Origin of the sequence: Roseobacter sp. TSBP12 (assembly GCF_009129705.1) — a bacterium.
GTDB lineage: Bacteria > Pseudomonadota > Alphaproteobacteria > Rhodobacterales > Rhodobacteraceae > Celeribacter > Celeribacter baekdonensis_A.
Genome location: NZ_PYIB01000088.1, coordinates 1 through 24,495, shown reverse-complemented (window position 1 = coordinate 24,495; position 24,495 = coordinate 1). Strand labels below are relative to the sequence as shown.

Annotated in this window: 28 protein-coding genes, 1 other RNA gene, 2 pseudogenes and 1 riboswitch; of the genes and pseudogenes, 8 read left to right on the top strand and 23 right to left on the bottom strand. The window is 58.8% G+C overall.

Annotated features, from left to right (window positions below; translation table 11 throughout):
- Positions 1–5: 5 nt before the first annotated feature.
- Positions 6–1,406, bottom strand: a complete 1,401-nt coding sequence (gene mgtE, locus C8029_RS21135; RefSeq protein WP_009572854.1) for a magnesium transporter — start codon at positions 1,404–1,406, stop codon at positions 6–8.
- Between the two features lie 137 nt (positions 1,407–1,543).
- Here mgtE and guaD point away from each other — a divergent pair, with 137 nt between their 5' ends.
- Positions 1,544–2,836: a guanine deaminase gene (gene guaD / locus C8029_RS21130; protein WP_009572855.1), complete on the top strand. Its 1,293-nt coding sequence runs from the start codon at positions 1,544–1,546 to the stop codon at positions 2,834–2,836.
- Positions 2,837–2,869: 33 nt separating this feature from the next.
- On the opposite strand, the gene C8029_RS21125 is transcribed toward guaD, so the two are convergent.
- The 5 genes and pseudogenes from C8029_RS21125 to C8029_RS21105 all read right to left on the bottom strand — a co-directional run bounded on the left by C8029_RS21125 (position 2,870) and on the right by C8029_RS21105 (position 6,878).
- On the bottom strand, positions 2,870–3,370 hold the full coding sequence (locus C8029_RS21125) for a CAP domain-containing protein (protein WP_193217708.1): 501 nt from the start codon (positions 3,368–3,370) through the stop codon (positions 2,870–2,872).
- 130 nt (positions 3,371–3,500) lie between these two features.
- Positions 3,501–4,013, bottom strand: coding sequence for a CAP domain-containing protein (locus C8029_RS21120; RefSeq protein WP_152003665.1), 513 nt, complete (start codon positions 4,011–4,013; stop codon positions 3,501–3,503).
- Positions 4,014–4,044: 31 nt separating this feature from the next.
- A pseudogene (locus C8029_RS21115) lies at positions 4,045–5,387 on the bottom strand (8-oxoguanine deaminase).
- A gap of 19 nt (positions 5,388–5,406) precedes the next feature.
- Positions 5,407–6,234 carry an inositol monophosphatase family protein gene (locus C8029_RS21110; protein ID WP_152003664.1) on the bottom strand — a complete coding sequence of 276 codons (828 nt, stop codon included), beginning with the start codon at positions 6,232–6,234 and terminating at the stop codon, positions 5,407–5,409.
- Between the two features lie 260 nt (positions 6,235–6,494).
- Positions 6,495–6,878, bottom strand: a complete 384-nt coding sequence (locus C8029_RS21105; protein WP_009572860.1) for a helix-turn-helix domain-containing protein — start codon at positions 6,876–6,878, stop codon at positions 6,495–6,497.
- 364 nt (positions 6,879–7,242) lie between these two features.
- Here C8029_RS21105 and C8029_RS21100 point away from each other — a divergent pair, with 364 nt between their 5' ends.
- Positions 7,243–8,214, top strand: a complete 972-nt coding sequence (locus C8029_RS21100; protein ID WP_152003663.1) for an NADPH:quinone oxidoreductase family protein — start codon at positions 7,243–7,245, stop codon at positions 8,212–8,214.
- 14 nt (positions 8,215–8,228) lie between these two features.
- Here C8029_RS21100 and C8029_RS21095 read toward each other — a convergent pair whose 3' ends face one another.
- Complete coding sequence (locus C8029_RS21095; RefSeq protein WP_009572862.1) at positions 8,229–9,107, bottom strand: LysR family transcriptional regulator; 879 nt, start codon at positions 9,105–9,107, stop codon at positions 8,229–8,231.
- A 122-nt stretch (positions 9,108–9,229) separates the two neighbouring features.
- Between C8029_RS21095 and C8029_RS21090 the strand changes: the two genes are divergently transcribed.
- Together C8029_RS21090 and C8029_RS21085 are read left to right on the top strand one after the other, a co-directional pair.
- Positions 9,230–9,454 (top strand): DUF1127 domain-containing protein, encoded by a 225-nt coding sequence (locus tag C8029_RS21090; protein ID WP_009572863.1) that lies wholly within the window; start codon positions 9,230–9,232, stop codon positions 9,452–9,454.
- 259 nt (positions 9,455–9,713) lie between these two features.
- Complete coding sequence (locus C8029_RS21085; RefSeq protein WP_009572864.1) at positions 9,714–10,484, top strand: Bax inhibitor-1/YccA family protein; 771 nt, start codon at positions 9,714–9,716, stop codon at positions 10,482–10,484.
- A gap of 73 nt (positions 10,485–10,557) precedes the next feature.
- Here C8029_RS21085 and C8029_RS21080 read toward each other — a convergent pair whose 3' ends face one another.
- Positions 10,558–11,145 (bottom strand): GNAT family N-acetyltransferase, encoded by a 588-nt coding sequence (locus C8029_RS21080; protein WP_081583729.1) that lies wholly within the window; start codon positions 11,143–11,145, stop codon positions 10,558–10,560.
- A gap of 179 nt (positions 11,146–11,324) precedes the next feature.
- A complete protein-coding gene (gene rpmG, locus C8029_RS21075) occupies positions 11,325–11,492 on the bottom strand; it encodes a 50S ribosomal protein L33 (protein ID WP_009572866.1) in 168 nt (55 codons plus the stop codon).
- A 230-nt stretch (positions 11,493–11,722) separates the two neighbouring features.
- A riboswitch (FMN riboswitch) is annotated at positions 11,723–11,887 on the top strand.
- Positions 11,888–11,964: 77 nt separating this feature from the next.
- Between rpmG and C8029_RS21070 the strand changes: the two genes are divergently transcribed.
- Both C8029_RS21070 and C8029_RS21065 read left to right on the top strand, forming a co-directional pair.
- On the top strand, positions 11,965–12,873 hold the full coding sequence (locus C8029_RS21070) for a DMT family transporter (protein WP_152003662.1): 909 nt from the start codon (positions 11,965–11,967) through the stop codon (positions 12,871–12,873).
- A 124-nt stretch (positions 12,874–12,997) separates the two neighbouring features.
- A complete protein-coding gene (locus tag C8029_RS21065; RefSeq protein WP_152003661.1) occupies positions 12,998–13,525 on the top strand; it encodes a GNAT family N-acetyltransferase in 528 nt (175 codons plus the stop codon).
- Positions 13,526–13,684: 159 nt separating this feature from the next.
- Here the strand turns inward: C8029_RS21065 and C8029_RS21060 are convergent, their stop codons facing one another.
- The 8 genes and pseudogenes from C8029_RS21060 to C8029_RS21025 all read right to left on the bottom strand — a co-directional run bounded on the left by C8029_RS21060 (position 13,685) and on the right by C8029_RS21025 (position 19,968).
- Positions 13,685–14,395: a DUF533 domain-containing protein gene (locus C8029_RS21060; RefSeq protein WP_152003660.1), complete on the bottom strand. Its 711-nt coding sequence runs from the start codon at positions 14,393–14,395 to the stop codon at positions 13,685–13,687.
- A 356-nt stretch (positions 14,396–14,751) separates the two neighbouring features.
- A complete protein-coding gene (locus C8029_RS21055; RefSeq protein WP_009572870.1) occupies positions 14,752–15,489 on the bottom strand; it encodes a hypothetical protein in 738 nt (245 codons plus the stop codon).
- Positions 15,490–15,639: 150 nt separating this feature from the next.
- Positions 15,640–16,042: RNase P RNA component class A (gene rnpB / locus C8029_RS21050), an RNA gene on the bottom strand.
- A 13-nt stretch (positions 16,043–16,055) separates the two neighbouring features.
- Positions 16,056–16,679: an N-acetylmuramoyl-L-alanine amidase gene (locus C8029_RS21045; RefSeq protein WP_051130640.1), complete on the bottom strand. Its 624-nt coding sequence runs from the start codon at positions 16,677–16,679 to the stop codon at positions 16,056–16,058.
- A gap of 76 nt (positions 16,680–16,755) precedes the next feature.
- Positions 16,756–17,445: a hypothetical protein gene (locus C8029_RS21040; RefSeq protein ID WP_009572872.1), complete on the bottom strand. Its 690-nt coding sequence runs from the start codon at positions 17,443–17,445 to the stop codon at positions 16,756–16,758.
- A 39-nt stretch (positions 17,446–17,484) separates the two neighbouring features.
- Positions 17,485–18,971, bottom strand: a pseudogene (gene gatA / locus C8029_RS21035) (Asp-tRNA(Asn)/Glu-tRNA(Gln) amidotransferase subunit GatA).
- Positions 18,971–19,258 carry an Asp-tRNA(Asn)/Glu-tRNA(Gln) amidotransferase subunit GatC gene (gatC, locus tag C8029_RS21030; RefSeq protein ID WP_009572874.1) on the bottom strand — a complete coding sequence of 96 codons (288 nt, stop codon included), beginning with the start codon at positions 19,256–19,258 and terminating at the stop codon, positions 18,971–18,973. The pseudogene gatA and the gene gatC overlap by 1 nt, the downstream one beginning before the upstream one ends.
- Before the next feature lie 68 nt (positions 19,259–19,326).
- On the bottom strand, positions 19,327–19,968 hold the full coding sequence (locus C8029_RS21025; RefSeq protein ID WP_152003659.1) for a ceramidase domain-containing protein: 642 nt from the start codon (positions 19,966–19,968) through the stop codon (positions 19,327–19,329).
- A gap of 67 nt (positions 19,969–20,035) precedes the next feature.
- Here C8029_RS21025 and C8029_RS21020 point away from each other — a divergent pair, with 67 nt between their 5' ends.
- Entirely contained in the window at positions 20,036–20,755 is a 720-nt protein-coding gene (locus tag C8029_RS21020) for a metal-dependent hydrolase (RefSeq protein ID WP_009572876.1), read from the top strand.
- Positions 20,756–20,761: 6 nt separating this feature from the next.
- On the opposite strand, the gene C8029_RS21015 is transcribed toward C8029_RS21020, so the two are convergent.
- The 6 genes from C8029_RS21015 to C8029_RS20990 all read right to left on the bottom strand — a co-directional run bounded on the left by C8029_RS21015 (position 20,762) and on the right by C8029_RS20990 (position 23,600).
- Entirely contained in the window at positions 20,762–21,010 is a 249-nt protein-coding gene (locus tag C8029_RS21015; RefSeq protein ID WP_009572877.1) for a hypothetical protein, read from the bottom strand.
- A gap of 148 nt (positions 21,011–21,158) precedes the next feature.
- On the bottom strand, positions 21,159–21,572 hold the full coding sequence (locus tag C8029_RS21010; RefSeq protein WP_009572878.1) for a periplasmic heavy metal sensor: 414 nt from the start codon (positions 21,570–21,572) through the stop codon (positions 21,159–21,161).
- Entirely contained in the window at positions 21,572–21,907 is a 336-nt protein-coding gene (locus tag C8029_RS21005; protein WP_193217707.1) for a hypothetical protein, read from the bottom strand. The genes C8029_RS21010 and C8029_RS21005 overlap by 1 nt, the downstream gene beginning before the upstream one ends.
- Positions 21,904–22,518 (bottom strand): RNA polymerase sigma factor, encoded by a 615-nt coding sequence (locus C8029_RS21000; protein ID WP_152003658.1) that lies wholly within the window; start codon positions 22,516–22,518, stop codon positions 21,904–21,906. The genes C8029_RS21005 and C8029_RS21000 overlap by 4 nt, the downstream gene beginning before the upstream one ends.
- Before the next feature lie 87 nt (positions 22,519–22,605).
- The gene (locus C8029_RS20995) at positions 22,606–22,911 is read right to left on the bottom strand and encodes a hypothetical protein (RefSeq protein ID WP_009572881.1); all 306 of its coding nucleotides are present in this window, start codon (positions 22,909–22,911) and stop codon (positions 22,606–22,608) included.
- Positions 22,912–23,150: 239 nt separating this feature from the next.
- Positions 23,151–23,600 carry a nucleoside deaminase gene (locus C8029_RS20990; protein ID WP_152003657.1) on the bottom strand — a complete coding sequence of 150 codons (450 nt, stop codon included), beginning with the start codon at positions 23,598–23,600 and terminating at the stop codon, positions 23,151–23,153.
- A gap of 224 nt (positions 23,601–23,824) precedes the next feature.
- Here C8029_RS20990 and C8029_RS20985 point away from each other — a divergent pair, with 224 nt between their 5' ends.
- Positions 23,825–24,412 carry an OmpW/AlkL family protein gene (locus C8029_RS20985; protein ID WP_152003706.1) on the top strand — a complete coding sequence of 196 codons (588 nt, stop codon included), beginning with the start codon at positions 23,825–23,827 and terminating at the stop codon, positions 24,410–24,412.
- Positions 24,413–24,495: the final 83 nt, after the last annotated feature.

Genomic DNA, 24,495 nt, shown 5'->3' with positions numbered 1-24,495 from the left:
TACAGTCACAGAAGAACCACACCCGCCAAACCTAAAAATGCAAAGAAGCCAACGACATCCGTCACGGTCGTTACAAAGGCCCCCGAGGCCAGCGCCGGGTCAACCCCGATGCGCTCCAATACAACAGGCACCCCGATCCCGGCCAGTCCCGCGATCACCAGATTGATCACCATCGCCGCACCTATGACGGCGCCCAGCGCGGGCGAGCCGAACCAAGCGATGCCAACAATCCCCATGATCACCGCGAAAACGATGCCATTGGTCAGCCCGACGAGCACCTCACGACGGATCACCCGCCAGACGTTCGCGCCGGTCAAATCGCGGGTGGCAATCGCACGCACGGCCACGGTCAGCGCCTGTGTGCCGGCATTGCCGCCCATTGAGGCCACGATGGGCATCAACACAGCAAGGGCCACAAATTGCGAGATCGTCGCTTCGAATTGCGCAATCACCAAAGAGGCCATGATCGCGGTCACAAGGTTGACCGCCAACCACGGCAGGCGTTGTTTCACCGTGTCAAACACCCGGTCGGCCAAAGAGCCTTCACCAACACCGGCGAGACGCATGATGTCTTCTTCGTGTTCTTCGTCCAACACGTTCATCGCGTCATCAATGGTGATCACGCCGACCACCCGGTCGTCCTCGTCCACCACGGGGGCGGCGATCATATGATACTGGTTGAACGCATAGGCCACATCGGTTTCGCTTTCATCGACGCGAAAGGTGCGAAATCCCGGCTCCAAAAGCTCGACCAAAGGTTGTTTGCGCGGTGCCCCAAGGATTTTGCCAAGGGTGACATGGCCCACGGGATGCAGCTTGGGATCAATCAGCACCATGTGGTAGAAATCTTCCGGCAGCCCCTCGGCCTCGCGCATGAAATCGATCGCCTCGCCCACGGTCCAATGCTCCGGGCCCATCACGACCTCGCGCTGCATCAAACGACCGGCGGAGAATTCCGGGTAGGACAGGGATTTTTCGACGGCAACCCGATCAGCATCCTCAAGAGAGGACAGAATCGCCTCTTGCGATTCCTCATCGAGGTCTTCGATCAGATCGACCACGTCATCGGATTCAAGTTCGCGGACGGCTTCGGCCAAAACTTCGGGCCGCAGGACGTGGATCACCTCGTCGCGGATGCCTTCGTCGAGTTCTGAGAGGATGTCACCGTCAAACTCAGCACCATAAAGCAGAATCAGCCGCCGCCGGTCAAAGGCGTTGACCTGTTCGAGCAAGTCGGCGATGTCGGCCGCGTGCAGCGGTTCCATCAGTTCAATCAGCTTGGTCCGATTGCCTGTATCGACGGCAAAGAGGATTGAACTGAGCACACGCGCACTCAGCGAATATACATCCTCTTCGGCCTCTTCGACCGCCGCCTCTTCGGTGATGTCCTGCTGATCTTCGCTCATATCGTGCCCGCTTGTTCGTCACCGGGGACTTTAAGGCAGCTTGCCCAAGAGAAACAGAGGCAAGATTGATTTACCTCCCTGATCTGCGTGCTTAATCTGTTTCCAACGTTACACGCCTTTTACCAAAGCAGGTTCCCATGGAAACACTCATCGCCGGTCAGGTTGTCCAATTTTTAGGCGACCCGTTTGTGATCCCCCCGACCGAAGCCGTTCAGGTTCAATCAGACGGCGCGATTTTGGTCCGGGACGGCAAAGTGGTCTCCATCGGCGGGCGCGATCACATGCGCGCCAAACACCCCGACGCGGTGTTTCATGACCATGGTCCGGGTTTGATCACACCCGGCTTCATCGACGCCCATGCCCATTATCCGCAAACCGCGATGATCGCGAGTTGGGGCAAGCGGCTGATTGATTGGCTGAACAGCTACACCTTTCCCGAAGAGATGAAATTCGCGGATCGGGCCTATGCCGATGACATTGCCGGACGCTATCTCGATTTGCTTTTGGCCAATGGCACCACCACGGTGACCTCGTTTTGCACCATACATCCCGGCTCTGTTGAGGCGCTGTTTGAGGCGGCCGAGGCGCGCGGAATGCGGATTGTGGCGGGCAAAACCTGTATGGACCGCGACACCGCCCCCGAAGGCCTGCGCGACACTGCCCAATCCGCCTATGACGACAGCAAGGCCTTGTTGGAGCGCTGGCATGAACGGGGCCGCGCCACCTATGCGATCACGCCACGGTTTTCGCCAACCTCGACACCAGAACAGTTGGAGGCCCTTGGCGCGCTGTGGGCAGAGCACCCGTCCTGTTTGATGCAAACGCATTTGTCCGAGCAATTGGACGAAATCGAATGGGTCAAAGGGCTATATCCCACTGCGCGCGATTATCTGGACACCTATGAACAGTTCGGATTGGTCCGTGAAGGGGCGCTTTTTGGTCATGCGATCCATCTGGAACCGCGCGAGATCGATCACCTGAGAGCCAATGATTGTTCGCTGATCCACTGCCCGACCTCGAACACTTTTATCGGTTCGGGCCTGTTTGACATGGGTGCGCGCAAGGCGGAGGGGCACCGCGTGGGTCTTGCCACCGACACCGGCGGCGGATCGTCGTTCTCATTACTGCGCACCATGGCCGCCGCTTATGAGATCGGCCAGTTGACCCATACCGCATTGCACCCGGCCCAGCTTTTGTGGTTGGCCACCTATGGCTCTGCCCATGCATTGCATATGCAAGATCGGATTGGCTCGATTGCGCCGGGGATGGAAGCGGATTTCACCGTGCTCGATCTGGCCTCCACCCCCGCGATTGCCCAGCGCGCGATCCGGGCCGAAACGATTTGGGAAGAGGTGTTTCCGACCATCATGATGGGCGACGACCGCGCGGTCATCGCCACCTATGTGATGGGCCACAGGGTCGCGGTTTGACGCCGTGGTTGAGGTCGCGGTTTGCTTTGGGCCTCAGCGGCAGCCCTTGGCAAACACTGCGACGAACAAATTGTTTGGCCCGATGCCAATGCCGATGTCTTTGACTTGGGTGTTCAAAACAATGCGGCGATGGCCGTCGGACGTCATCCATGCGGCCATGGCCTGTTCGACGGTTTTCCAACTGTAGGAAAGGGTTTCTCCGGCCAGACAGCTTTGATACCCGGCCCGCAACACGCGCTCGCGCGGCCCAAGCCCCTCAGGCGACGTGTGGCCGAAATAGTTGCGCCGGATCAGATCGTCCGCATGGGCTTGGGCAGCATGGGTCAACGCTGTGTTCACCTTCAGCTTGGTCAACCCACGCGCTCGTCTTTGGGCATTGATCGCTGCAATCAGCGCGCGGGCGGTCTCCTTTGGTTGTTCCACCGCAATCGTCACCGTCGCTTTTGGCATCGGGCGCACATCCGCCGCATGGGCCGGACCGCCCAACCCGCCAACAGCAATCGCAAACACGATCAAACCGCGAATAAGGCTCATCATCGCTCTTCCCTTAGAAACCGTCGCCTTTTTCCATGGGAAAAGTGACGGTTTAAGGGCGGATTTTCGGCGCATACTCAACATTCATGTGCAATTTGATTAGGGTTTGAACGGTATCATGCAACGGCGGTCAACATCCTCTCGCAAACACGGCAACGATGGTCATGTTGTCGCTGACGCCAACACCGACGCTCTGCGCCTGTTTGAGCAGGATGTTTTTTCGATGCCCGGGGGAGGCCATCCACCCCATGACCGCCTGTTGGATCGTCGGGTACTGCGCCGAGAGGTTTTCGGCCACGAGGCAATGGCGATACCCCACCGCCGTCACACGATCGCCCACAGTGGACCCGTTTTTGCCCGTGTGGGAAAAGTAGTTTTGCGCCACAAGATCATCGGCATGTCGCTGTGCGGCCACCGCCAGCTTGGCATTGAGGGTCAGGGCCGCGCGCCCGTGTCTGGTGCGTTCGGCGTTGATCAGGCTGACCACCTCAGCCCCGGTCACGACACGCCCGCGCAGGGTGTTTGACGTGGCGTTTTCGCTCTGAACGGGGGTGATTTGATCGAATCCCGCACCGGTTTCTGGGCCGCAGGCCGTTAACATCAAGGCCGCCGCGATGGCACAGGCGGTTGTCCGTTGCTTCATGGTCTCGCTCCCTCGTCTCTTACAGGTGTCGTCACCCGTCCATCAACCCCTTCAAAAGCCGCGCCTGTGATGCAAGCGTCGTCTCCGTGTTGATCGTGGTGACCCAACTGTCCGACACCACATGCCGCCCTTCCACAAACAGATGTTTCACCACCATCGGCCCGGCCAGCAACAGCGCCGCCGGGTCCCAACTGCCCGCAGCTTCGACGTCAGACATATCCCAGATCGCAATATCGGCACGCATCCCGGGCACGATTTGGCCAATGTCATCGCGGCCCAAAACCTTGGCCCCGCCACGTGTGGCAATTTCCAAGGCCTCGCGCGGGCTCATCTTATCGGCGCCATAGGTGACACGTTGCAACAACATCGCCATGCGTGCTTCAGCCACCAGATTGCCGATGTCATTGGACGCCGAGCCATCAACACCAAGTCCACATTCACCCCCGCATCGCGCATGGCGCGCACCGGGGCCACGCCAGACCCAAGCCGGCAATTGGAACAGGGGCAATGGGCGACGCCGGTGCCGGTTTTGGCGAAAAGTTCGATCTCGCTCACATCCAATTTGACGCAATGGGCGTGCCACACATCCGGGCCAGTCCAGCCGAGATCTTCGGCATATTGGCCGGGGCGACAGCCGAATTTTTCCAGAGAATAGGCAATGTCTTCGTCATTTTCGGCCAGATGCGTGTGCATCATCACGCCCTTGTCCCGCGCCAAAATCGCCGCATCGCGCATCAAGTCGCGCGACACCGAAAAAGGCGAACAAGGAGCCACGCCAACCCGGATCATCGCACCGGGATTTGGATCGTGAAAGGCGTCAATGACGCGGATGCAATCGCTGAGAATATCCTCTTCGCGCTCGACCAAACTGTCGGGCGGCAATCCCCCGGCACTTTCGCCAATCGACATGCCCCCGCGCGTGGCGTGAAGCCGCAGGCCGATGGCCTTTGCGGCGTCAATCGTATCGTCGAGCCGCGCACCGTTGGGATAGAGATAGAGGTGGTCGGAGGTGGTGGAACAGCCCGAAAGTGCCAATTCCGCCAGACCGACCATGGCCGAAACCCGCATATGGTCAGGTCCGAACCTAGCCCAGATCGGATAGAGCGTTTTGAGCCAGCCAAACAACAGCGCGTCCTGCGCAGCGGGCACGGCGCGGGTCAGGGTTTGGTAAAGGTGATGGTGGGTGTTGATCAGCCCCGGCGTGACCAGACAGCCCCGGCCATCGACGATTTGGGCATCATCGTCATAAAGCCCCTGCCCAACCGCTTCGATCACACCATCGCGGACCAAAATATCGCCGCCTTTGATCTCCTGTCGCCCGTCATCCATGGTGAGAATGACATCGACATTGCGGATCAGAAAACAGCGGTGCATTTGGAGCCTCACATATGGGTCAATAGGTCGACAGTACCGCCAAAGCCGCCTCATGCAACTCTTTGCTGGCCGCGGCCAAAACCCGCCCGCCCTCAAGCACCGGACCGCCCTGCCAATCGGTGACAATGCCCCCTGCCGCTTCGATCACCGCCAATGGCGCAAGAATGTCATAGGATTGCAACCCGGCCTCGACCACCAGATCAATCTGACCCGCGGCCAAAAGCGCATAGGCGTAGCAATCCATGCCGTAGCGGGTGAGTTTGCAGCGCCCGGCAAGATCGTGAAAGGCGCGGCCTTCGATCTCGGAACCAACTTCGGGGAAGGTCGAGAAAATCACAGCATCACCAAGCGCCACACCGCTGCGCACGCCCAAAGCCCCTGTGCCATGCGGGCCGGTCATTTCAGAGTGGCCAAACCCGCCCACGAACCGCTCGCCGATATAGGGCTGATCAATGATGCCAAACAGCGCCTGATCGGCATCGCGCAGCGCGATCAACACGCCCCAGGTCGGTGTGCCGGAAATAAACCCGCGCGTGCCATCAATTGGATCCAAGACCCAGGTCAGCCCGGATGTGCCCGCTTTGGGACCGAATTCTTCGCCCAAGATTCCGTCTTGCGGGCGGCGTGCCTCGATCACCGCGCGCATTGCCTGTTCCGAACCGCGGTCGGCCACGGTCACCGGATCAAAGCCCGCGTCTTTTTTGGAGGTGGTGTCCAGAGCCGTGCCACGAAAATATTGAAGCGTCACCTCTCGTGCCACCCCGGCTGCGGCATGGGCTGTGGCGATGATCTCTGTGCGATCTGTCTCGCTCAGACCCTGTTCCGATTTGGCTGTGACATCGCTCATCATCTTCTCCTTGGCATGGCCATTGGTATGGACATTTGCAGCGGCTTTGATCTTGGCGGTAGCCGCTTGGCCCTGTCAGGTCAAGCGACGGCGAGGCCAAAATACGGCGCACAAAGAAAGACCCGCGCAGATGCCAAAGGATGAGGCGTAAAAGAAACGGCCCCAATTGCCATTCAGGCAAGGGGGCCGATCATTTGGGGGGCTGAGAGGAAGGCCACACACACCGCTTCGTGTGCGCCTGGCTTTGCGCAGATCAAAGCTTAGGCAACGTCGGACAGGACCCGCGCCAGTTCAAACAAACGGCGACGTTGGTTTTCTGGGATCGCATAATAAGAGCGTACCAGTTCAAGCGCCTCTTTGTCGGCCAGAATATCGGCGGGAACAGCGTCTTGTGCGGCGACGGCGTCTTTCATATCGCGCACATGTGCCTCCATGCCATCAAAGAAAAACGCGACCGGAACCCCAAGAGATTCCGCGATATCCCACAAACGGGATGCGGAGACACGGTTCATGCCAGTTTCGTATTTTTGAATTTGCTGGAATTTGATCCCAACTTTTTCTGCAAGCTGTTGCTGCGTCATACCAACCATCCAACGACGATGGCGAATCCGCTTGCCCACGTGGACGTCCACGGGATGTTTCATACTAACCGCTCCTTGTTCGTGCTGCGCGCAATAACCTATGCGTGTATAGCACGTTTCTTAGGCTTGAGCCTTTCGCTCAACCTGTCTTTTTGGATAGGATTGAAAACATACAGACTAAGTCACTGATTATAAAAGATATACAACTAAGCACCTTGGTAAAATATCGCTAAATCAGATAATTGTCAGCAAGACACTTACTAAACCTGCGCGTGTTTTTTGATCACTTGTTGCATTTTGCAAATCGCGCCTCCCGCCTCACAGACCTCATCTTGCACTGTATCCGCCCTGTAAAAAGGGGCAAATGTGACTCGTACAGGCGCTGAATCGCATAGACAGGCCACGCCGGGCAGGCCAAAATCGCGACATGACACAGACAACCAAAGCATACCGCGTTACCGCATTTGATCGACCGCCCGAACTCAAGGAGATGCCGCTGGAGCCTCCTGACGCAGATCAAGTTCAGGTCAAAATCCACGCAAGCGCCCTCAATTTTGCCGACACGTTGATGTGCACAGGCACCTACCAGGACACGCCGACACCGCCCTTTACCCTCGGGTTAGAGTTGGCCGGTGAGGTGGTGGCGCTTGGCAAGGACGTCACAGCGCTCAAAATCGGTCAGCGCGTGGCGGTGTTTTCCGGTCAGGGTGGTCTGGCGACCTATGGCAATTTCGCCGCCTCACGCTGTGTGCCGATCCCTGACGGCCTCGGCTATGACGCCGCCGCCGCCCTGCAAATCGCCTATGGCACGTCGCATATGGCACTCAGCTATAAGGCGCGGCTTATGCCCGGCGAGCGGTTGGTCGTCACCGGGGCGGCGGGGGGCGTGGGTTTAACCGCGGTGGAAATTGGCAAACGGATGGGCGCGGAGGTGATCGCCATTGCGCGCGGGGCCGATAAATTGGCCGTCGCACAAAAGGCCGGGGCGGATTACCTGATCGACGCAGAGGCGGACGACATCCGCGACCAGATCAAGGCGCTTGGCGGTGCCGATGTGGTCTATGACGCGGTCGGCGGGGACTTGTATGAGGCCTGCTTTCGCGCCACCAACCCGGATGGGCGCATTTTGTTGATCGGGTTTGCCGGCGGCGGACTGCCCCAGATCAAACCCAATCATATGCTGGTGAAAAACATCACGGTGATTGGCTTTTACTGGGGCGCCTATTTGGGCTTTAAACCCGAGCCGTTTTTGGCCTCGCTGAGTCAGTTGTTCGACTGGGCGGCGCGCGGCGAGATCACGCCGCATATTTCAAATCGCCTGCCGCTCTCACAGGTGGACGACGCGATGGATCTGATCCGATCCCGTCAGGCCACGGGCAAGGTGATTGTCACGCCCTGAGGCGCAAAACCCATTCACTGTGCCGCGAGCCGCGCCCCGGTGCGGTAGCTATAGGCGTTGCGGATCAAATCGCGCAGGGTGGTCTCCGCCTCGCCCTTCATCAGATCAGAGGCGTAGAGGTTGATCTTTTTATGGGCCAATTCCGGCAGTGCCCCGCCATGATGAATCGGCTCCGTCTGCGGCGGGGTCGAGCCTTCTAAAATCGCGTGCACCGCAAGATCGGCCGACACGGAGGCCTCGATCGTGCGGGTTTGATCGCTTTCAATGCCCATTTCCCACGGAATGCCCGCCCGATCCAGCGCTTCCTGGACGCCTTTGCGGAACACGCATTTATGCTCAAACGCCAGACGCAGCGGCCGTTGCCGCCAAGCGCTGCCACCAATCGCCCCGATCCAGACCAAAGGCAGTTCGGCAATGGTTTCGCCGCCCGCATCCAACCCGTCTTCGGTGGTCATGATCAAATCCGCCTCGCCGCGCGCAAACATCTCTTTCAGTTTGAGCGTGTAGGAGGAGACAAGATTGACCCGCATCCGCGGAAAATTGGCGTGAAACTGTTGCAACACCTGTGGAATCGACGGGTAGACAATATCATGGGGCACGCCGAGGACGATCTCGCCCTCGTATTCCTGCGCAGTGAGACGGCCATAGACCTCATCATTGAGTTCCAACATTCGCCGCGCATAGGACAAAAGCTGTTCACCCGAAGCGGTCAGCGCGATGGTGCGGGCCGAACGATCCAACAAATGGGAATCGAGGCTTTCCTCCAACCGCTTGAGCTGCATCGACACTGCCGATTGCGTCAGATTGAGATAGCCTGCCGCACGGGTCACGCCACCACAATCGGCAACGGCGACAAAGGAGCGCAGGGCGGTGATGTCGAGATTACGGGCCATATCAATTCCTGTGATCTATTTCGCAACAAGCATTCATTTTATTTGTTGATCATGATCGGCGATACAGATCAAGGAAAATGATTCCACAGCCACCATAGTTCACCATTTAGAAAGGATTGACGATGTTCGCGAAAGCTCAAACTCTGGCCCCGACCTGCACCACGGGCGCACGCCGCGCACCGTCCTTTTTCTCTCGCCTGCGCGCTGCCATGGCCCTCTCAAAACAACGCCGCAGCTTGGCACAATTGGATGATGCTTTGCTCGACGACATTGGCCTGACCCGTTTTGAGGCCCTGCGCGAGGCAGAGCGTCCGCTTTGGGATGCGCCACGCCATTGGATGCGCTGAACAGCCGTTCGATCATGCGACAAACAGGCCAGACTCCGGGCCAGCGCCCCTGCCCCACCCCCATTTGAACCGCGACATCTAAAAGTGTCGCGGTTTTTTTGATTTTTTTCGCCTCACGACACATATTAATAGGGGCCAAAAAGAAACACGCGGTTTGTGATCCGCATGTGCTTGAAATCTCCTCCCAAACTGCCAATATCAGAGAGGAAATCCCGAATTTTTCGGGGCGTAGTGATTTTGACGCACAGGAGTACAGTCCATGGCTGACTACAGAACGGTCCACGCAGGCGCAGGTGCCCGCTCTGCTGAGGTGGACGCGGGTCTTCGCACCCATATGAACAAAGTTTACGGCACCATGTCGGTGGGCCTTTTGGTCACCGCTTTGGCCGCTTGGGCGCTGTCCAACCTCGCGGTGAGCGCCACCCCGACCGAATATATGGTGAAAGATGGCGAATATCTCACCAGCCTTGGCTATGCGCTTTACGCAACGCCCTTGAAATGGGTGGTGATGTTTGCGCCGCTGGCGATGGTGTTTGGCTTTGGTGCCGTGGTGTCACGCTTGTCTGCCGCCGCGACCCAAACCTATTTCTACGCCTATGCCGCGTTGATGGGCTTGTCGCTCAGCTCGATCTTTCTGGTCTTCACCGGCGCCTCTATCGCGCAGACGTTCCTTGTGACCTCCGCAGCCTTTGCCGGTCTGTCGCTTTGGGGTTACACCACCAAAAAAGACATCTCGGCTTGGGGATCGTTCCTCATCATGGGGGTGATCGGCCTTTTGATCGCCTCTGTTGTGAACATCTTCCTCAAATCTTCCGGGCTTGAGTTCGCGATTTCTGGCATTGGTGTTTTGATCTTTGCGGGCCTGACCGCCTATGACACGCAGAAAATCAAAACCGACTATATCGCTCATGCGCATGCGATGGACGGTGAGTGGTTGGCGAAATCGGCCATCATGGGCGCGCTGAACCTCTACCTCGACTTCATCAACCTGTTCATGTTCCTGCTGCAATTTTTGGGCAACCGCGACTGATCTGCAGACGAATTTGAAATGCCAAGGGCCGGTCACTGTGACCGGCCCTTTTTATGTCTCCAAGCATGTAACCTTACGCGCTCAACTCCCGCGCCATCTGTACCGCTGGCAGGGCCACGCCGGGCCGCAGCATCAGATCGACATCACCAGACATGGCAAAGCCATGCGCCTCATAAAACGGCTGGGCCGTCAGGGTAGAGAGGCAACACATCCGTGTCACGCCCGTGCGCTGTGCATTGGCCAGAACATGATCCAAGACCACACTGCCAACCCCACGCCGGACATAATCGGGATGCACCGCCACGCGCCGCATATGGCCGATCTCGCGCGGGCCCACACCGCCAAAGGGGCTGGCCTGGGTCCATCCCCCCGCCGCAATCAAATCGCCGCCGCCGGTTTCAGCGACAAAGAACGTACCGCTGTTCAAAAGCCGCGGCGAGGTCACCAAGAGGGGCGGCAAAACCTTTGCCAAAATCGCTTCGGAATAGTCGGCTCTGAGCAACTCGCCGTAAGAGGCGCGGAACAAATCGTCAATCTGCATCGTGTCCGCCGGCATCGCCTGGCGCATCACAAAGGGTGGCAGCTCAGGCCGCCGATCCATCACCGCCAAAGCTTCGCTCAGGCTCGTTGGTCTCTCATCTAATGGATCACACTCTAACATCTCTCAGGCCTCTCCTGTGGGCCGCGCTTGGCGGCGAACGGTGATCTCCCGAGGTCTCTCTATGGGGATCTCTGGGGATCAGGGGGTGAGGCAGTCAGGCGGGGGATAGTAAAAAAGAAAACCCGCGTGACCGTCTCTCGGGTCGCGCGGGTTTTGCATTTCGGTGTCTTCGGAAGGGCTTACTTGATTTTGCCTTCTTTGTACTCGACGTGCTTACGCGCGACCGGGTCGTATTTTTTTACGACCATCTTTTCGGTCATGGTGCGGGCATTCTTTTTGGTCACGTAAAAGTGGCCCGTGTCCGCGGTCGAGTTGAGACGGATTTTGATCGTCGTCGGCTTCGCCATTTTGAATACTCCAGTTATCTCATGCAACGGGGGCGTCCGGGCCGACCCGTGGAATCCTTGAAGCCCGCCTTTTAAGCCCTTGCGGCCCCGAGTCAATGGTGTTCGGTCGGGTTTTGCCAAAAAACCACATGTGCCGTCCATTCCTTTTCTCGCACAATGCCCCTGCACGTCTGACACTTGCGCCGATGCCGCGCAGTGCATAGCTTACGCGTCGCGGTCATTGGGACCGCAAAACCTCTCAGGGCGGGGTGAAATTCCCCACCGGCGGTAACCAAAGGCGCGCAGGCGCTGATGTAAGCCCGCGAGCGCCACGGGCACCTTCACAGGCACCCTGGGACAGCAGACCCGGTGTGAATCCGGGGCCGACGGTATAGTCCGGATGAAAGAGAGTTGGATGCGGGATGGGGTTGCCCCCTGCCCCCATGTCCTTCTGTGCCTTGAGTTATGTGCGGTAACAGAAAGGACACGCCACATGACTCGTTCCCCCTCCGGCCTTTGGGCCACGCTCGGCCCCGCGCGCGCCGGTGCCCTTTTGATGATCGCCGCCGGCGCTTTGTTCGCCGTGATCAACGCCCTCACCCAATATGTCACGATGATGCAGGGCGTGCCCTCCGCGCGACTGGCGTTTTGGCAATATTTCATCGCCTTCCTGTTTTCCGCCCCATGGGTGATCCGTCACGGGCTGCGCGCCATGGCCACCAACAGCCTGTGGTCACATTTGATGCGGGTGGCGGCGGCCACCATCGGGGTTCAGCTTTGGATCGCAGGGCTGGCGCATGTGCCGATCTGGCAGGCCATCGCCTTGATCATGCTCTCACCGTTTTTTGTCACCTTGGGCGCGGGGCTGATCTTGCGCGAAGAGACCACATTGGCGCGCTGGTTTGCCGTCACGCTTGGGTTTCTGGGCGGGATGATCATCCTCGCGCCCTGGTCCGAACGATTTTCGATCTACGCGCTCTACCCGGTGGGCGCTGCGGCATTTTGGGCGCTGACCTCATTGTTGACCAAACGCATGACCCGGACCGAGACGCCCGAAAGCCTCACCGTCTACCTGCTGCTCTTGCTGACACCGGTGAATTTCGGCCTCGCTTTGGGCGACGGGATCGCGCTTGATCTTGGCCTATCGGGCGGGATCGTGTTGTTGGCGGGGGTTTTGACCGCCCTGGCGCAATATGCGATTGCCAAGGCCTATTCCATCGCCGACGCTGCCTATCTCCAGCCGTTCGATCACCTCAAATTGCCGCTCAATGTGGCATTGGGCGTGGCCGCCTTTGGCTTTGTGCCGCCGGGATCGATGTGGATCGGGTCGCTGATGATCCTGTCGGCGTCGTTCTATTTGCTGCGGCAAGAAAGCCGGTCTGCGCAGATGGCGGCGGCCTGAGAGCGCCGACACCGCGCCGCGCATATTGGGCTCGACATCATTCAAGCCGGACCGTCATTGCGGTCCGGGTAGAGGCTTTCTACGCACACATTGCTGTCGTCAGCCGATGTGCTAAAAGCATGGCATGACACGGCACGAGATTGACACCGAGCGACTGCTACTCAGAGGCTGGAAGCCTGAGGATCACGCGCCCTTCGCGGCAATCTGCGGCGACCCTGAGGTCATGCGTTACATTGGAAATGGCTCAACCCGAACCCCAGACGATGCGGCGCGATACATTAGGTCGTTTGAGAGAGAGTGGTCCGAGCGAGGCTTCGGGTTGTTTGCAGTTGAATCCAAGCAGACCGATGATTTGATTGGATTTACGGGCTTGTCTTGGCCGGTTTTTTTACCGGAAGTCCTGCCGTCCGTTGAAATTGGCTGGAGGTTTTCCAAGTCAAGCTGGGGGAAAGGTTACGCAACCGAAGCCGCATTGGCCGCCCTCGCATTCGGCGTGAATGAATTGGGCATCACGGACATTGTGAGCATTTACCAAGTCGGGAACGGAGCGTCGGCGCGCATCATGCAAAAGCTCGGCATGGTTTTTGACCGAAGAATCATTGACCCAACCTGCGGGCGCGAGGTCGAGGTATATCGTCTACTTCAAAAATAATGGGAGTGCGGGCACCTTTGATCCAGCCGCCGCATCTCGTCCCACCGTCCGACCTCCCATTTCAGCTCAGCTTGCCACGTGGAGGTCAAAATCACCTGACGTCCACCAGCCCCCAAAAGGGCGACCCGAAAGCCGCCCTTTTCGCCTCGAAATCGCAGCTTACAAAACCGGCTTGCCCATCGACTGATGGATTTCCGCCTGTTTCGCCGGGTCCATCATCAAGGATTGCGCCAGACCCATCAAAAACGTCTTTTCCGCATCGGTATCGACCGAAATCGCCATCAGGGCCGCGGCATAGACCTGAGCCGCCGCAGAGGTGCCCGCATCTTTGGCCAGCGCCATCGGATCGACAGGCGCGTCCAATTCGGCCTGCACAAAGGCGATTTCTTCGTCAGAGGCGTCTTTGAGTTGATCCAGAATTTTAGTGCGCTCTTCGGCGTCAATTTCGCCATCCGCCTTGGCCGCCATGATCATCGCCCGGATCATCAGCTTGGCGTTTTCCTCGGACGCCGCGCCGACCGGCGTCCCCTGTGCCACCGAGGCAAACATGTCGGTCATCGACGCCGCGCCCGAGGCGGCCGCCCCGCTCATCGCCGAGAACAATGACCCAAGCCCGGCTTCGGTCGCCTCCGACATATCGGCGGCTTGGTTGCCAAATTTGCCCATCATGCCGCGGACAGCCTCTGCCCCGCCCGGAAAGCCGAATTTCTCCGCCATCTGACCCATTTGATCGGCGACACTGCCGGGATTGCCGGATTGACGCATGGCTTCGCGCACGCCGTCCATCCCGCCCATCTTTTTCACTTTCTCCACGCCTTTCGCCGCGGCAAAGCCGATCGCCAAAGTTGTCAAAGTCCGTACAAAACTCATTGGGACACTCCCTTATAGATTTCTCTCAAACCCATACTGCGCGCAAAAATCCTTTGTGCCAACGGGGAGAATGCCGCCATCTCCCTCAACAACTGGAGTTTTGCGCGTGAATACCCAGTGGACGGCACTCACACCTGAGGGCCTTGGTCTATTTGGAAATCAGTTTCTAAAGTGTTTTGCTATCATGTAATCTTAAATTTAAGATCATAATCCCGCTGCCTTATCTCAACTCTGCTCGGGGATGTCGGACCTTCGCAACAGCTTGCACGGAGTTCAACTCAGCGGGACGAAGCTGCCGTTCTTCATTTCCACACCGATGGCCGCTTTTGATTTCTGACTAACGCGTCTGTCCGCGGTCATGGCAACTCTGTTGGCCCGTGAAAATGCTCTATTCGTTGTAGACGATTATTCTCAAAGAAGAGGCTGACGCGACTGTAATACGGAGTGACAAAGCTGCTGTACCACACAAGATGATGAAGCCCGGTGAATCTCCAACCAGAAGTGTCGCGCACGAAATCAGAGTAGGAAGAATCGACGAGCCTTCGCTCGTAGGATTGCGTGTCGAAGGTGTCCGCGCGGGCTACGTGGGTCGAGACATATGCCTTCAGCCCGGTTTCGTTGCCAGCTATCCGCTTATAGACGTCGTTTCGAGACATGCCGATGGTGATTTGATCTTGAAAAGCCAACATGGCGGCATCGATTTCGTCATATCTGGGGTTCGGATTTGACCACGTTTTGGGTTCGAAAATCGGCCAAGACCGGTCCAGAGTATCGTCGACAAACTCCAAGCGCATAGGTACCCCGAATGCTTGGCCAAACCACACGACAATACTGTCGTCTTCCGAGAAGTTGCGCTGAAGTTCAGCCATATCCGGGGCTTCAAGCAGCGTATCGTGGAACGGACGCGGCTCTGGGGGCCACATGCCAAGTCGCTCGAGAGTAGCTGCTGACTGCGACTTATCTTCGCCAATTGTGAAAGGACCGTATGAGCCTTCTGAAACCACTTTTGTACCGCCGAGGGCAAAGAGCACGAGCAAGATGAAAACGGTTATAGTCACCGCAAATATACTAAGAAGAACCTTGCCAATGCTCATTCCAACTGACCTTCTTTCTGTGCGGTTTAATCGCCCTGATAGCCGACATTTCTACACAACGCAGCATCAGCTACGATGGGCTCGTTCCTGCCTTTAGCTGCGTTGAGCGCCAATGTCGGCTATGACCCATTTAAAATGGATGAAAGAAATATACGCGGACGGCCTATAAGCCGGATTCTGTCTCAGCGGGCGGACCCGCCGTGGATAACCATTCCTCTAGGCCTGCTGTTACCAACAGGCTCAAGCTGCCAACCCGGACGTCTCGGGCTCAAGCATCCCTGCGGGCGGTATGCAAAGCACACAGTCCCCGCGCGACGTCCCTATTTGGCATTGCTCCCGGTGGGGCTTGCCGTGCCGGTTCTGTTGCCAGTCCCGCGGTGGGCTCTTACCCCACCGTTTCACCATGACCCCCGTATGAGAGGGCTGTCTGTTCTCTGTGGCGCTGTCCCTAGGGTTGCCCCCGCCGGGCGTTACCCGGCACCGTTGCTTGATGGAGTCCGGACTTTCCTCGCGCCAGGGATCGCCCCCAGCCCGCGATTATCCAGCCATCCGCGTATCTGAGCGACTTAGGCGAGCCAGTCGTCCGGGTCAACGGGAAAGCGTGTCGCCAGATCATGCGCCATGGCCATATCTATGGCATCAAGGGGGCCGTGATGATTGGGACGAAAGCGGGCGCGAAAGGCCGGCAACAGCGCCTCGATCGGGGCGTCTGGATAGCCAAACGCCGCGAGACCTTGCAAAAACTCATCCTCACGGGCCTCAAAATCCAGCGTAACCTGTGGCCAGACCGACAGGCCGCCAAGCGCCAATCTGCGCCAATCAAAACGTGGGCCGGGGTCGATTTTGCGCGAGGGTGCCATGTCGGAATGGGCAATGACCCGTTCGGGCGCCATGAACCAACGCTCGATGATGTCGGTCAAAAGCCGCTCCAACGCATCCATTTGATCCGCGGCAAAGGGGACAGTGCCGGGGTTGGCCAGTTCGATCCCGATGGAATGAGAATTCACATCCGTGACGCGGCCCCATTGCCCCGCCCCCGCGTGCCAAGCCCGGTTTTCTTCATCAACGAGGCGCAAAATTACGCCCCGTCCATCAATCAGGTAATGGGCGGAGACCTCGTGATCCGGGCAACAGAGCCGCTCCAACGCGGCATCGGCGGAGGTCATGGCGGTGTAATGCAACACCACCATATCCGGGCGCACACCGCCGCGCCGTTCGCCAAAATTGGGCGACGGATGATCAACGATATTTAGCACATCAGACAAGTCAGCGGGCGCTGGCGGCCAAACGGAACGGCGCAGGGTCCCAGCTACAGGCAAAGCCATCGCCATCGGGATCAAGCCCTTTGGCGTTGCGTTCCGGCCCGCCACTGTTGAGGAAATCTTCCTGTGCCAGATCGGGCGACGGGTATTTGGCACAGGCGCGCGCCGCACGGGTCTGCGCGCCGGGGATCAGCCGCGAATACAGCGCTTCACCGACGCGATTGGTGGTCGACAAGGCGAACTCAACAATTGTGGCCGCATCCTTGGTTGGGCGGGTCGGCACGGCAGTCGGCTGAATGGTCACATAGGAATCTTTGTTGGCCGCGACGCGGGCGGCGTCTTCTTCGATCGACCGCTCGGAGGCAACCGCATCGAAATTGTTTTCCGAAGAAATCCCGATGGCGTTGGTCACCGCTTTGGGCGCGGGACCCACAGGTGCGGCGGTGTTTTCCGCCGCATCAATCGCTGCGGTGGCTTCCGCCGAAATCGCCTGAGTGTCGAGACCTGTGGTTGCATTCGTGCTTACGCCCGCGTTTTGACCCCGCCCATCGCCATTGGCAATCAACTCGGCCTCACGTTGGGCCTGATAATCCGCATAGGAGCCAAAGCCCACGCCGGAGCCGCTGTCCGGCACGGGGGTTTCGCAAGCCGCAAGGGCAATCAAAGAAATCAAGGCGTAAGAGGCGCGGCGCATGGGCGGCAAGCTCCAAGGATGAGGTCAGTTCGGCGTCCCTTACCACCATTTTTCCGGCTTGGAAACAAAGCCCACAGCCGTCTCAAGCGAATGGGCGATATTCAGCAGATCACCCTCTTCCCACGGCGCCCGATGAGTTGCAGCCCCAACGGCAGCCCCTTGGCCGACAGACCCGCAGGCACCGAAACCCCCGGCAGACCCGCCAGGTTGACGGTCACGGTGAAGACGTCATTGAGATACATCTGGATCGGATCGCTGTCCGACATTTCACCCAGACCAAAGGCCGCCGACGGTGTCGCGGGGGTCAGGATCGCATCAATGCCGGCCGCAAACACGTCCTCGAAATCCTTTTTGATCAAGGTGCGGACTTTGCGGGCGCGGTTGTAATAGGCGTCATAGAACCCAGCCGAGAGCACATAGGTGCCGACCATCACCCGGCGCTGAACCTCGTGGCCAAAACCTTCGGCACGGGTCTTTTCATACATGTCGTCGATGCCGTCACCCGCCGCCAATTTGGCGCGGTGGCCATAACGCACCCCATCATAGCGCGCGAGGTTGGACGAGGCTTCAGCGGGCGCGATCACATAATAGGCGGGCAGCGCGTATTTGGTGTGGGGCAGCGAAATCTCGACGACCTCAGCCCCCGCCGCGCGCAGCATGTCTGCACCGTCGTCCCAGAGTTTGGAGATCTCTTCAGGCATCCCCTCCATGCGGTATTCTTTCGGGATACCGATTTTCTTGCCCTTGATGTCGCCGGTCAGCATGGCCTCAAAATTCGGCACGGCCAGATCGGCGGAGGTGCTGTCCTTCGCATCATGGCCGCACATGGCTTCCAACATGATCGCCGCATCGCGGGTGGTTTTGGTCATCGGCCCGGCCTGGTCCAAGGAGGAGGCAAAGGCCACCACGCCCCAACGTGAACAGCGCCCGTAGGTCGGTTTGATCCCGACAATGCCGGTGAAAGCCGCCGGTTGGCGGATCGACCCGCCGGTGTCTGTGCCGGTTGCGGCCAAACACAGGTCCGCCGCCACAGCCGCCGCAGAGCCACCAGAGGAGCCGCCCGGCGTAAGCTGGGTGTCCTCATTGCCACGGCGCCACGGGTTGACCGCATTGCCGTACACAGAGGTTTCATTCGACGACCCCATGGCGAATTCGTCCATGTTGAGCTTGCCCAACATCACCGCACCCGCGTCAAACAGCTTGGTGGTGATGGTGCTCTCATATTCGGGTTTGAAGCCTTCCAGGATGCGCGACCCGGCTTGGGTGTCGACGCCTTTGGTGGCAAAGAGGTCTTTGATCCCGATCGGCAGGCCACACATCGCAGGGGCCTCGCCGGACGCGATCCGGGCATCGGCCGCTTTGGCCTGTTCCATCGCGATTTCGGGCGTGTTGTGCACAAAGGCGTTGAGCGCGCCGGAGGCGGCAATCGCGGACAAACAGGTTTCGGTCACCTCAACCGAGGTGAAATCGCCTTTGCGCAGACCGTCACGGGCCTCGGACAGGGTGAGTTTATTGAGATCAGACATTATTCCACCACCTTCGGAACCGCAAAAAAGCCTTCGCGCGCATCGGGCGCGTTTTTCAGGATGCTCGCCTGCATATTGCCATCGGTGACCTCATCGACCCGGCGCTTGAGGCGCTGCGGCGTGACCGAGGTCATCGGCTCGACGCCCTCGACATCCACTTCGGAGAGTTGCTCGATAAAGCCAAGCACAGCGTTGAACTCTTCGGCCAGTGCGGGAAGTGCGTCTTCCTCGACCCGGATACGGGCGAGTTTGGCGACCCGGCGTGCGGTGTCGATGTCAATGGACATGGTTGGGCTCCGTCTATTCTGTTGGCACAGGGCTTTTGACATGGCTTTATCGCGCAGGCGCGCGGCCTTCAAGCCTCCTTCACCCCTATATGGTTGGCGTAGACCGCGATCATATGCGCCAGAACCACGGCATTGAGCAGATGCCAGAGGAAATGCGTGCCCATCGGCCAGAGGGCGCAGATCGGATCATCCAACATGCGACAGCCGATGGAGAGGCACAACAGCCCCGCCCCCACCGCCAAGCCGCGCGCGGTTTTGCGGGCTTTGTCCTTTAGAAGATAAGCGTAGATGAAGATCAACATCGGCACGGGCGCATAGGCCGAGGACGATCCAAGCCCGAGCTTGGCAAACAGTGGCATAGTCGCAGCGGCAAAGGGGAAAAACAACAGGGTCACGAGCACGCTTTTCCACCGCTCTAGCCCAAAGAAATCCCGCGTGGCCGCGAAAATATACAGCAGAATAAAACCCAGGATCGGTGCGGTGTCGGCCAGTGCCCCCCAGCGTGTCGCGGTGGTGTGAAAGGCAAAGGACCCAACCCCGATCAACGTCAGGACCACCGTCATCGCCCGCGCCAAGGGGACATCACGGGTGCGTGGCCAGACGTAAAGCGCCGCCAGCACAAAGGCCAAATTGGTCAGCGCATTGACGGGCTCTGACCAAAATGTGAAATCCACCCGCTCACAATAGCCATCGAATTGCTCTGTCCACATGTGATTTCTCCTGCTCCTGTGCTAGCTTTTTCTGAGCTACGTTTGAGGACTATATAGGAGAGGGCGCATGAAAATCACTTGGCTTGGACATTCCGGTTTTCGCATCGAAATCGCGGATCAGGTTTTGCTCATTGATCCGTGGCTTGCGGGCAATCCCTCCTTCCCAGAGGAGCGCGCGGCGGAGGCCACCACAGGGGCCACGGCGATCTTTCTCACCCACGGCCATGGCGATCACGCCTCGACCACCCTGCCCGTGGCACGCGACACGGATGCGATGATCTATTGCATCCATGAACTGTCGCTCATTCTGGGAGCCGAAGGCGCGCAGGTCACGGGCTTTGGCAAGGGCGGCACGATCACCTTGGGTGAAGGCACCTTGGGCGAAGGCGACGCGGCGGTGCGGGTCACGATGGTGAACGCGGTGCATTCTTCCTCAATTGATTTCAAAGACGGCGCACCGCGATATGCGGGCGACCCGGCGGGCTTTATGATCTCGGGCGAAGGCCACACGATCTATGTCTCTGGCGACACCGATCTCATGGCCGATATGGCGTGGTTTGCCGATCTGCATCAGCCCGACATCGGCATTCTCTGCGCCGGGGGCCATTACACGATGGACATGACCCGCGCCGCCTATGCCTGTCAAAAATTCTTTGATTTCAAAACGGTGATCCCGTGCCACTGGGGCACATTCCCGCTTTTGGCGCAGAGTTGTGATCCGCTGGTCTACGCTCTGGACGAGGGCGTGGTCCAAGTCCCAGAGGTGCTTGTCGCCATCGAGATTTAATGGCGGCTACGCCCCGAGCACCAGATAGCGCCCAATGCCGTAAACGTAAAATGCGGCAAACAGGATGTTGATCCATTTCAACTGCCGCTCGGAATGCAACCATCCCATCGCCAGCCAAATAAGGCAAAACGGCAACGACAGAAACAGGTTCAGCGGATACCAGTTTTGCACGATGGCAATCGTCGAGGCGACGCCCAGCAGCAGGGCAAGGTTTTTCAGATGCCGTTCATGGCGCAACAGGGTGGTTTCGATCATCAGGCACTCGCGCAGAGACCCGCAAGGGCCAACCCATGCGGATGGCCCCGAAAACGGGCGTGATTTCAAGGATTTGGGATGGCGCAGGGGCCAAACCCCCGCGTGCCCTGCCTACCCGATCCCCGCGCCAAAGACAAGAGGGCGCACCTCAACCCTCAGAGGCGCGCTCTTCCATCACCCCAAGCACCACGCCCTGGGTGAGATCGAGTACCGCGTCCAATTTGACCCGAAACGCCGCCATCGCAGCCTCTGTCGCCGCGCGATCAAACGGCTCTGTGGTGCTGGTGGCTATCACCTCTGCGCGGGCGGCCATTGCGGCCTGAAGCGCGGGGCCAAGCGTGTCGCTGTGCGCCATGATGTCTTTGCGCAAGGCTTTGCGAATGTCGGGCGGATAGGAGGCCGTGCGCATATCCATATCGCCCAACACCGCCACTCTGAGTTGATGCGCCCGCAGCACGGCTCCGATGACCACGGCATTGCCCAAAAGTGAAACGCACAAGATCGCGATCAAACTCACCCGCCCCCAAGCGATCCGTCGTTTTTGCAACACAGCCTGTGACATCAAAATCCTCCAAGCAGGGCCAAGGGATCGCCCAGTGTGAGCAGCGTCAAAAGCCCGTCACCCGCAATCCAAGTTGAGCCCAAATAGCCAAACACACCGCCGATGAGCAAAAGCCCGAGGAACCCGGCGCCCCAAGGCAAGGGTTCGGACAGGACCGCCCCCAAAGGCGCAGAGGCCGAGGTGCTGTTTTTTGCCAATTGGCTTAGAACCGCGCGCGACAGAATGGCGGTGTCTGCATCGCCGGGGGTGGAGAGCAGCGCGCCCAACTGGCGATCAAACTCCCCGTCTGACATGTCACTCCCGTCCTGTTTCACCGTCTGTCGATCCGTCATCATCCATCCTCCAAATCCATGTGCGCCCGTAATGCCGCACGCGCGCGTATGAGCAATTGCTCGGTTGCCCCCGCGCTGGTGCCCAGCGCTTCGGCAATTTCCACGGTGCTCAATGCACCAGCCACCTTGAGCAAAATCGCCTGACGTTGCCGCGCGGGCAACGCCTTGATCGCGGCATGGGCCAGAGCCAGCCTTTGCCGCCCGTCCAATTGCGCCTCGACGCCGGGCATCTCATCTTCAAACTCCGGTGCCGCGTCCAGACCAACAAAACGACGAAACCCGCAGCGTCGGTTGTGGTCAATGCACAGGTTGACCGTGATGCGATACAACCAGGATGACACGGCCCCCTTGTCGGGATCATAGCTGTGCGCCCGTGTCCACGCCCGCAAAAACACCTCCTGTGCCACAACTTCGGCCTCTGAACTGACGCTCAACATTTGTGCGGCATAGCGACGGATGCCCGTACCATAGAGCGCAATCAACCGGGCCAACCCCGCGCGTTCGCCCCGGGCCATTGCGGCCATGGCCGCCTTTGCATCTGCCCGCAGTTGGGCTTGGTCTTCGGGGCCCTTTGAAACGGGTCCAGCTTGTTGGGGGCCGGTCTTCTGGGTCACTCGCACGTCATCATATACACACCGCTTATCCGGCTCTCTGTTCACAGTTTAGCGCCCCACCCCACGCGGGCGGGCTGAGACAAGGCCTTAGCGCGTGATCAAAAGCGTGCGGGTGCGCGTGTTGCTTTCGCCACTCGGTCCGGTCCCGGTCACTGTGGTGGTCGAACCGCCCTGTTCCACCGTGCGCTGACGGTTGCGTGAGACAGTTTGCCCCCCTGCGGTGGTCCCTGTGGTCATGGTGTCGCAAATGACCATTTGCCCGTCCACCATACAGCTGCGGTTCTTGGTCATGGTACCGCCCTTTCCGGTGGTCACGGTGACATTTTGGGCAAATCCGGGGGCAGCCAAGGTCAAAGGCAGCATCAAAGCGAGGGCATAGGTGAAAGGCTTCATGGTGATTTCCTTTTGAGTGTTAAAAATGAGCAGAATGCGACTGTCGGTTCCGTCTTCTGACCGAACCCTGGGCCTTGGCCATAAAATCAGCGACGCGTGCCAATTCTTTTGCATTCAGCAGGCCAAGAGATAATAAGGTCGCATCTGTCTCTCCTTTGAGAACGTCGATACCCTTATTACGGCACCCAACCGGTGCTCCTACGCCAGACACAGATTTTTTGAGATGGGGCGGGCGCGGTTTAACGCCGGGAGGCAAAAAACGCCTTGAGCATGGCTTCGGCCCGATCGGCCGCGATGCCGTCATAGACCTCGGGGGCGTGGTGGCATTGGGCGTGCGAAAACACCCGCGCGCCATGGGCGACACCGCCGGATTTCGGGTCTTCTGCGCCGTAATACAACCGTGCAATCCGCGCGTTTGACATCGCTGCCGCGCACATTGGGCAAGGTTCCAACGTCACATAAAGATCATAGCCCGGAAGACGCTCTTGGCCCAGCTTGGCGCAGGCGGCGCGGATGGCAACGATCTCGGCATGGGCCGTCGGATCATTGTCGGCGCGGGTTTGGTTGCCACCGCGCCCGACGATCTCGCCCTGCGGCGACACCACGACCGCACCCACAGGCACCTCACCGCGGGCCTCGGCCAAAGCCGCCTCGATGAACGCATCATCCATATAAGAGCGAAAAGACATGGCCTTTCCTGACGTGGAATCGCGCCTAAGGCAAGGCGCGCTTCGCAAGAGTGACTTGTTGCGCCACACACGCCCCCTCCTCCGACAGATTGACGCAGCCCCCGTCTATTTGATGCAAATCAAAGCTCTTGCCCCGGCCGAGGCAGAGCGTCCGTCACACGCGCGACGTTACGACATTAGGACACACCAAGAAAACGACGACACTTTTTGCCACCGCCCTCGCCCTGACCCTCGCCGGACTGTCCGGCGCAACCGCGCAAGAGGCGGGGACCATGTCTCTGGGCTTCGGCCTTGGCGGCGTGGTGCCAAAATCAGACAATGGCACCATTTTGGGCGGGGCCAATACGCTTGATATTGGGGACAGCGTCCGCCCGACCCTTACATTTGAGTATTTCGTCGCCAATAACATTGGCATCGAAGTGCTCGGCGCCGTACCTTTCATGCATGACATTGATGCCTCCGGCTTGGGTCGCATTGGCTCGACCAAACACCTGCCGCCCGTCATCTCAGTGCAGTACCACTTCAACGGTGGCGAACAGTTCTCGCCCTTTGTCGGCGTTGGCCTCAACTACACTGCGTTTTTCGATGAAACTGCCAAAGGCGCAATCGCAGGCCATGATTTGGACCTCAGCGATTCTTGGGGCGTCGCGCTTCATGCGGGTTTTGACTACAAAATGAGCGATCACGGCGCGTTCCGGACCGATGTGCGCTGGATTGACATCGACAGCGATGTCAAACTCGATGGTGCAAAAATTGGCAAAGCCGAAATCGACCCTTGGGTCATCGGGATGTCCTACGTTTACTCGTTCTAAGAGGCCCTCTCATTCAAGAGATTGGATGGGGCCTCACACCCCATCCATGATGGTCCGGCCTGCACGTGCCCCCGTGCGGGCCG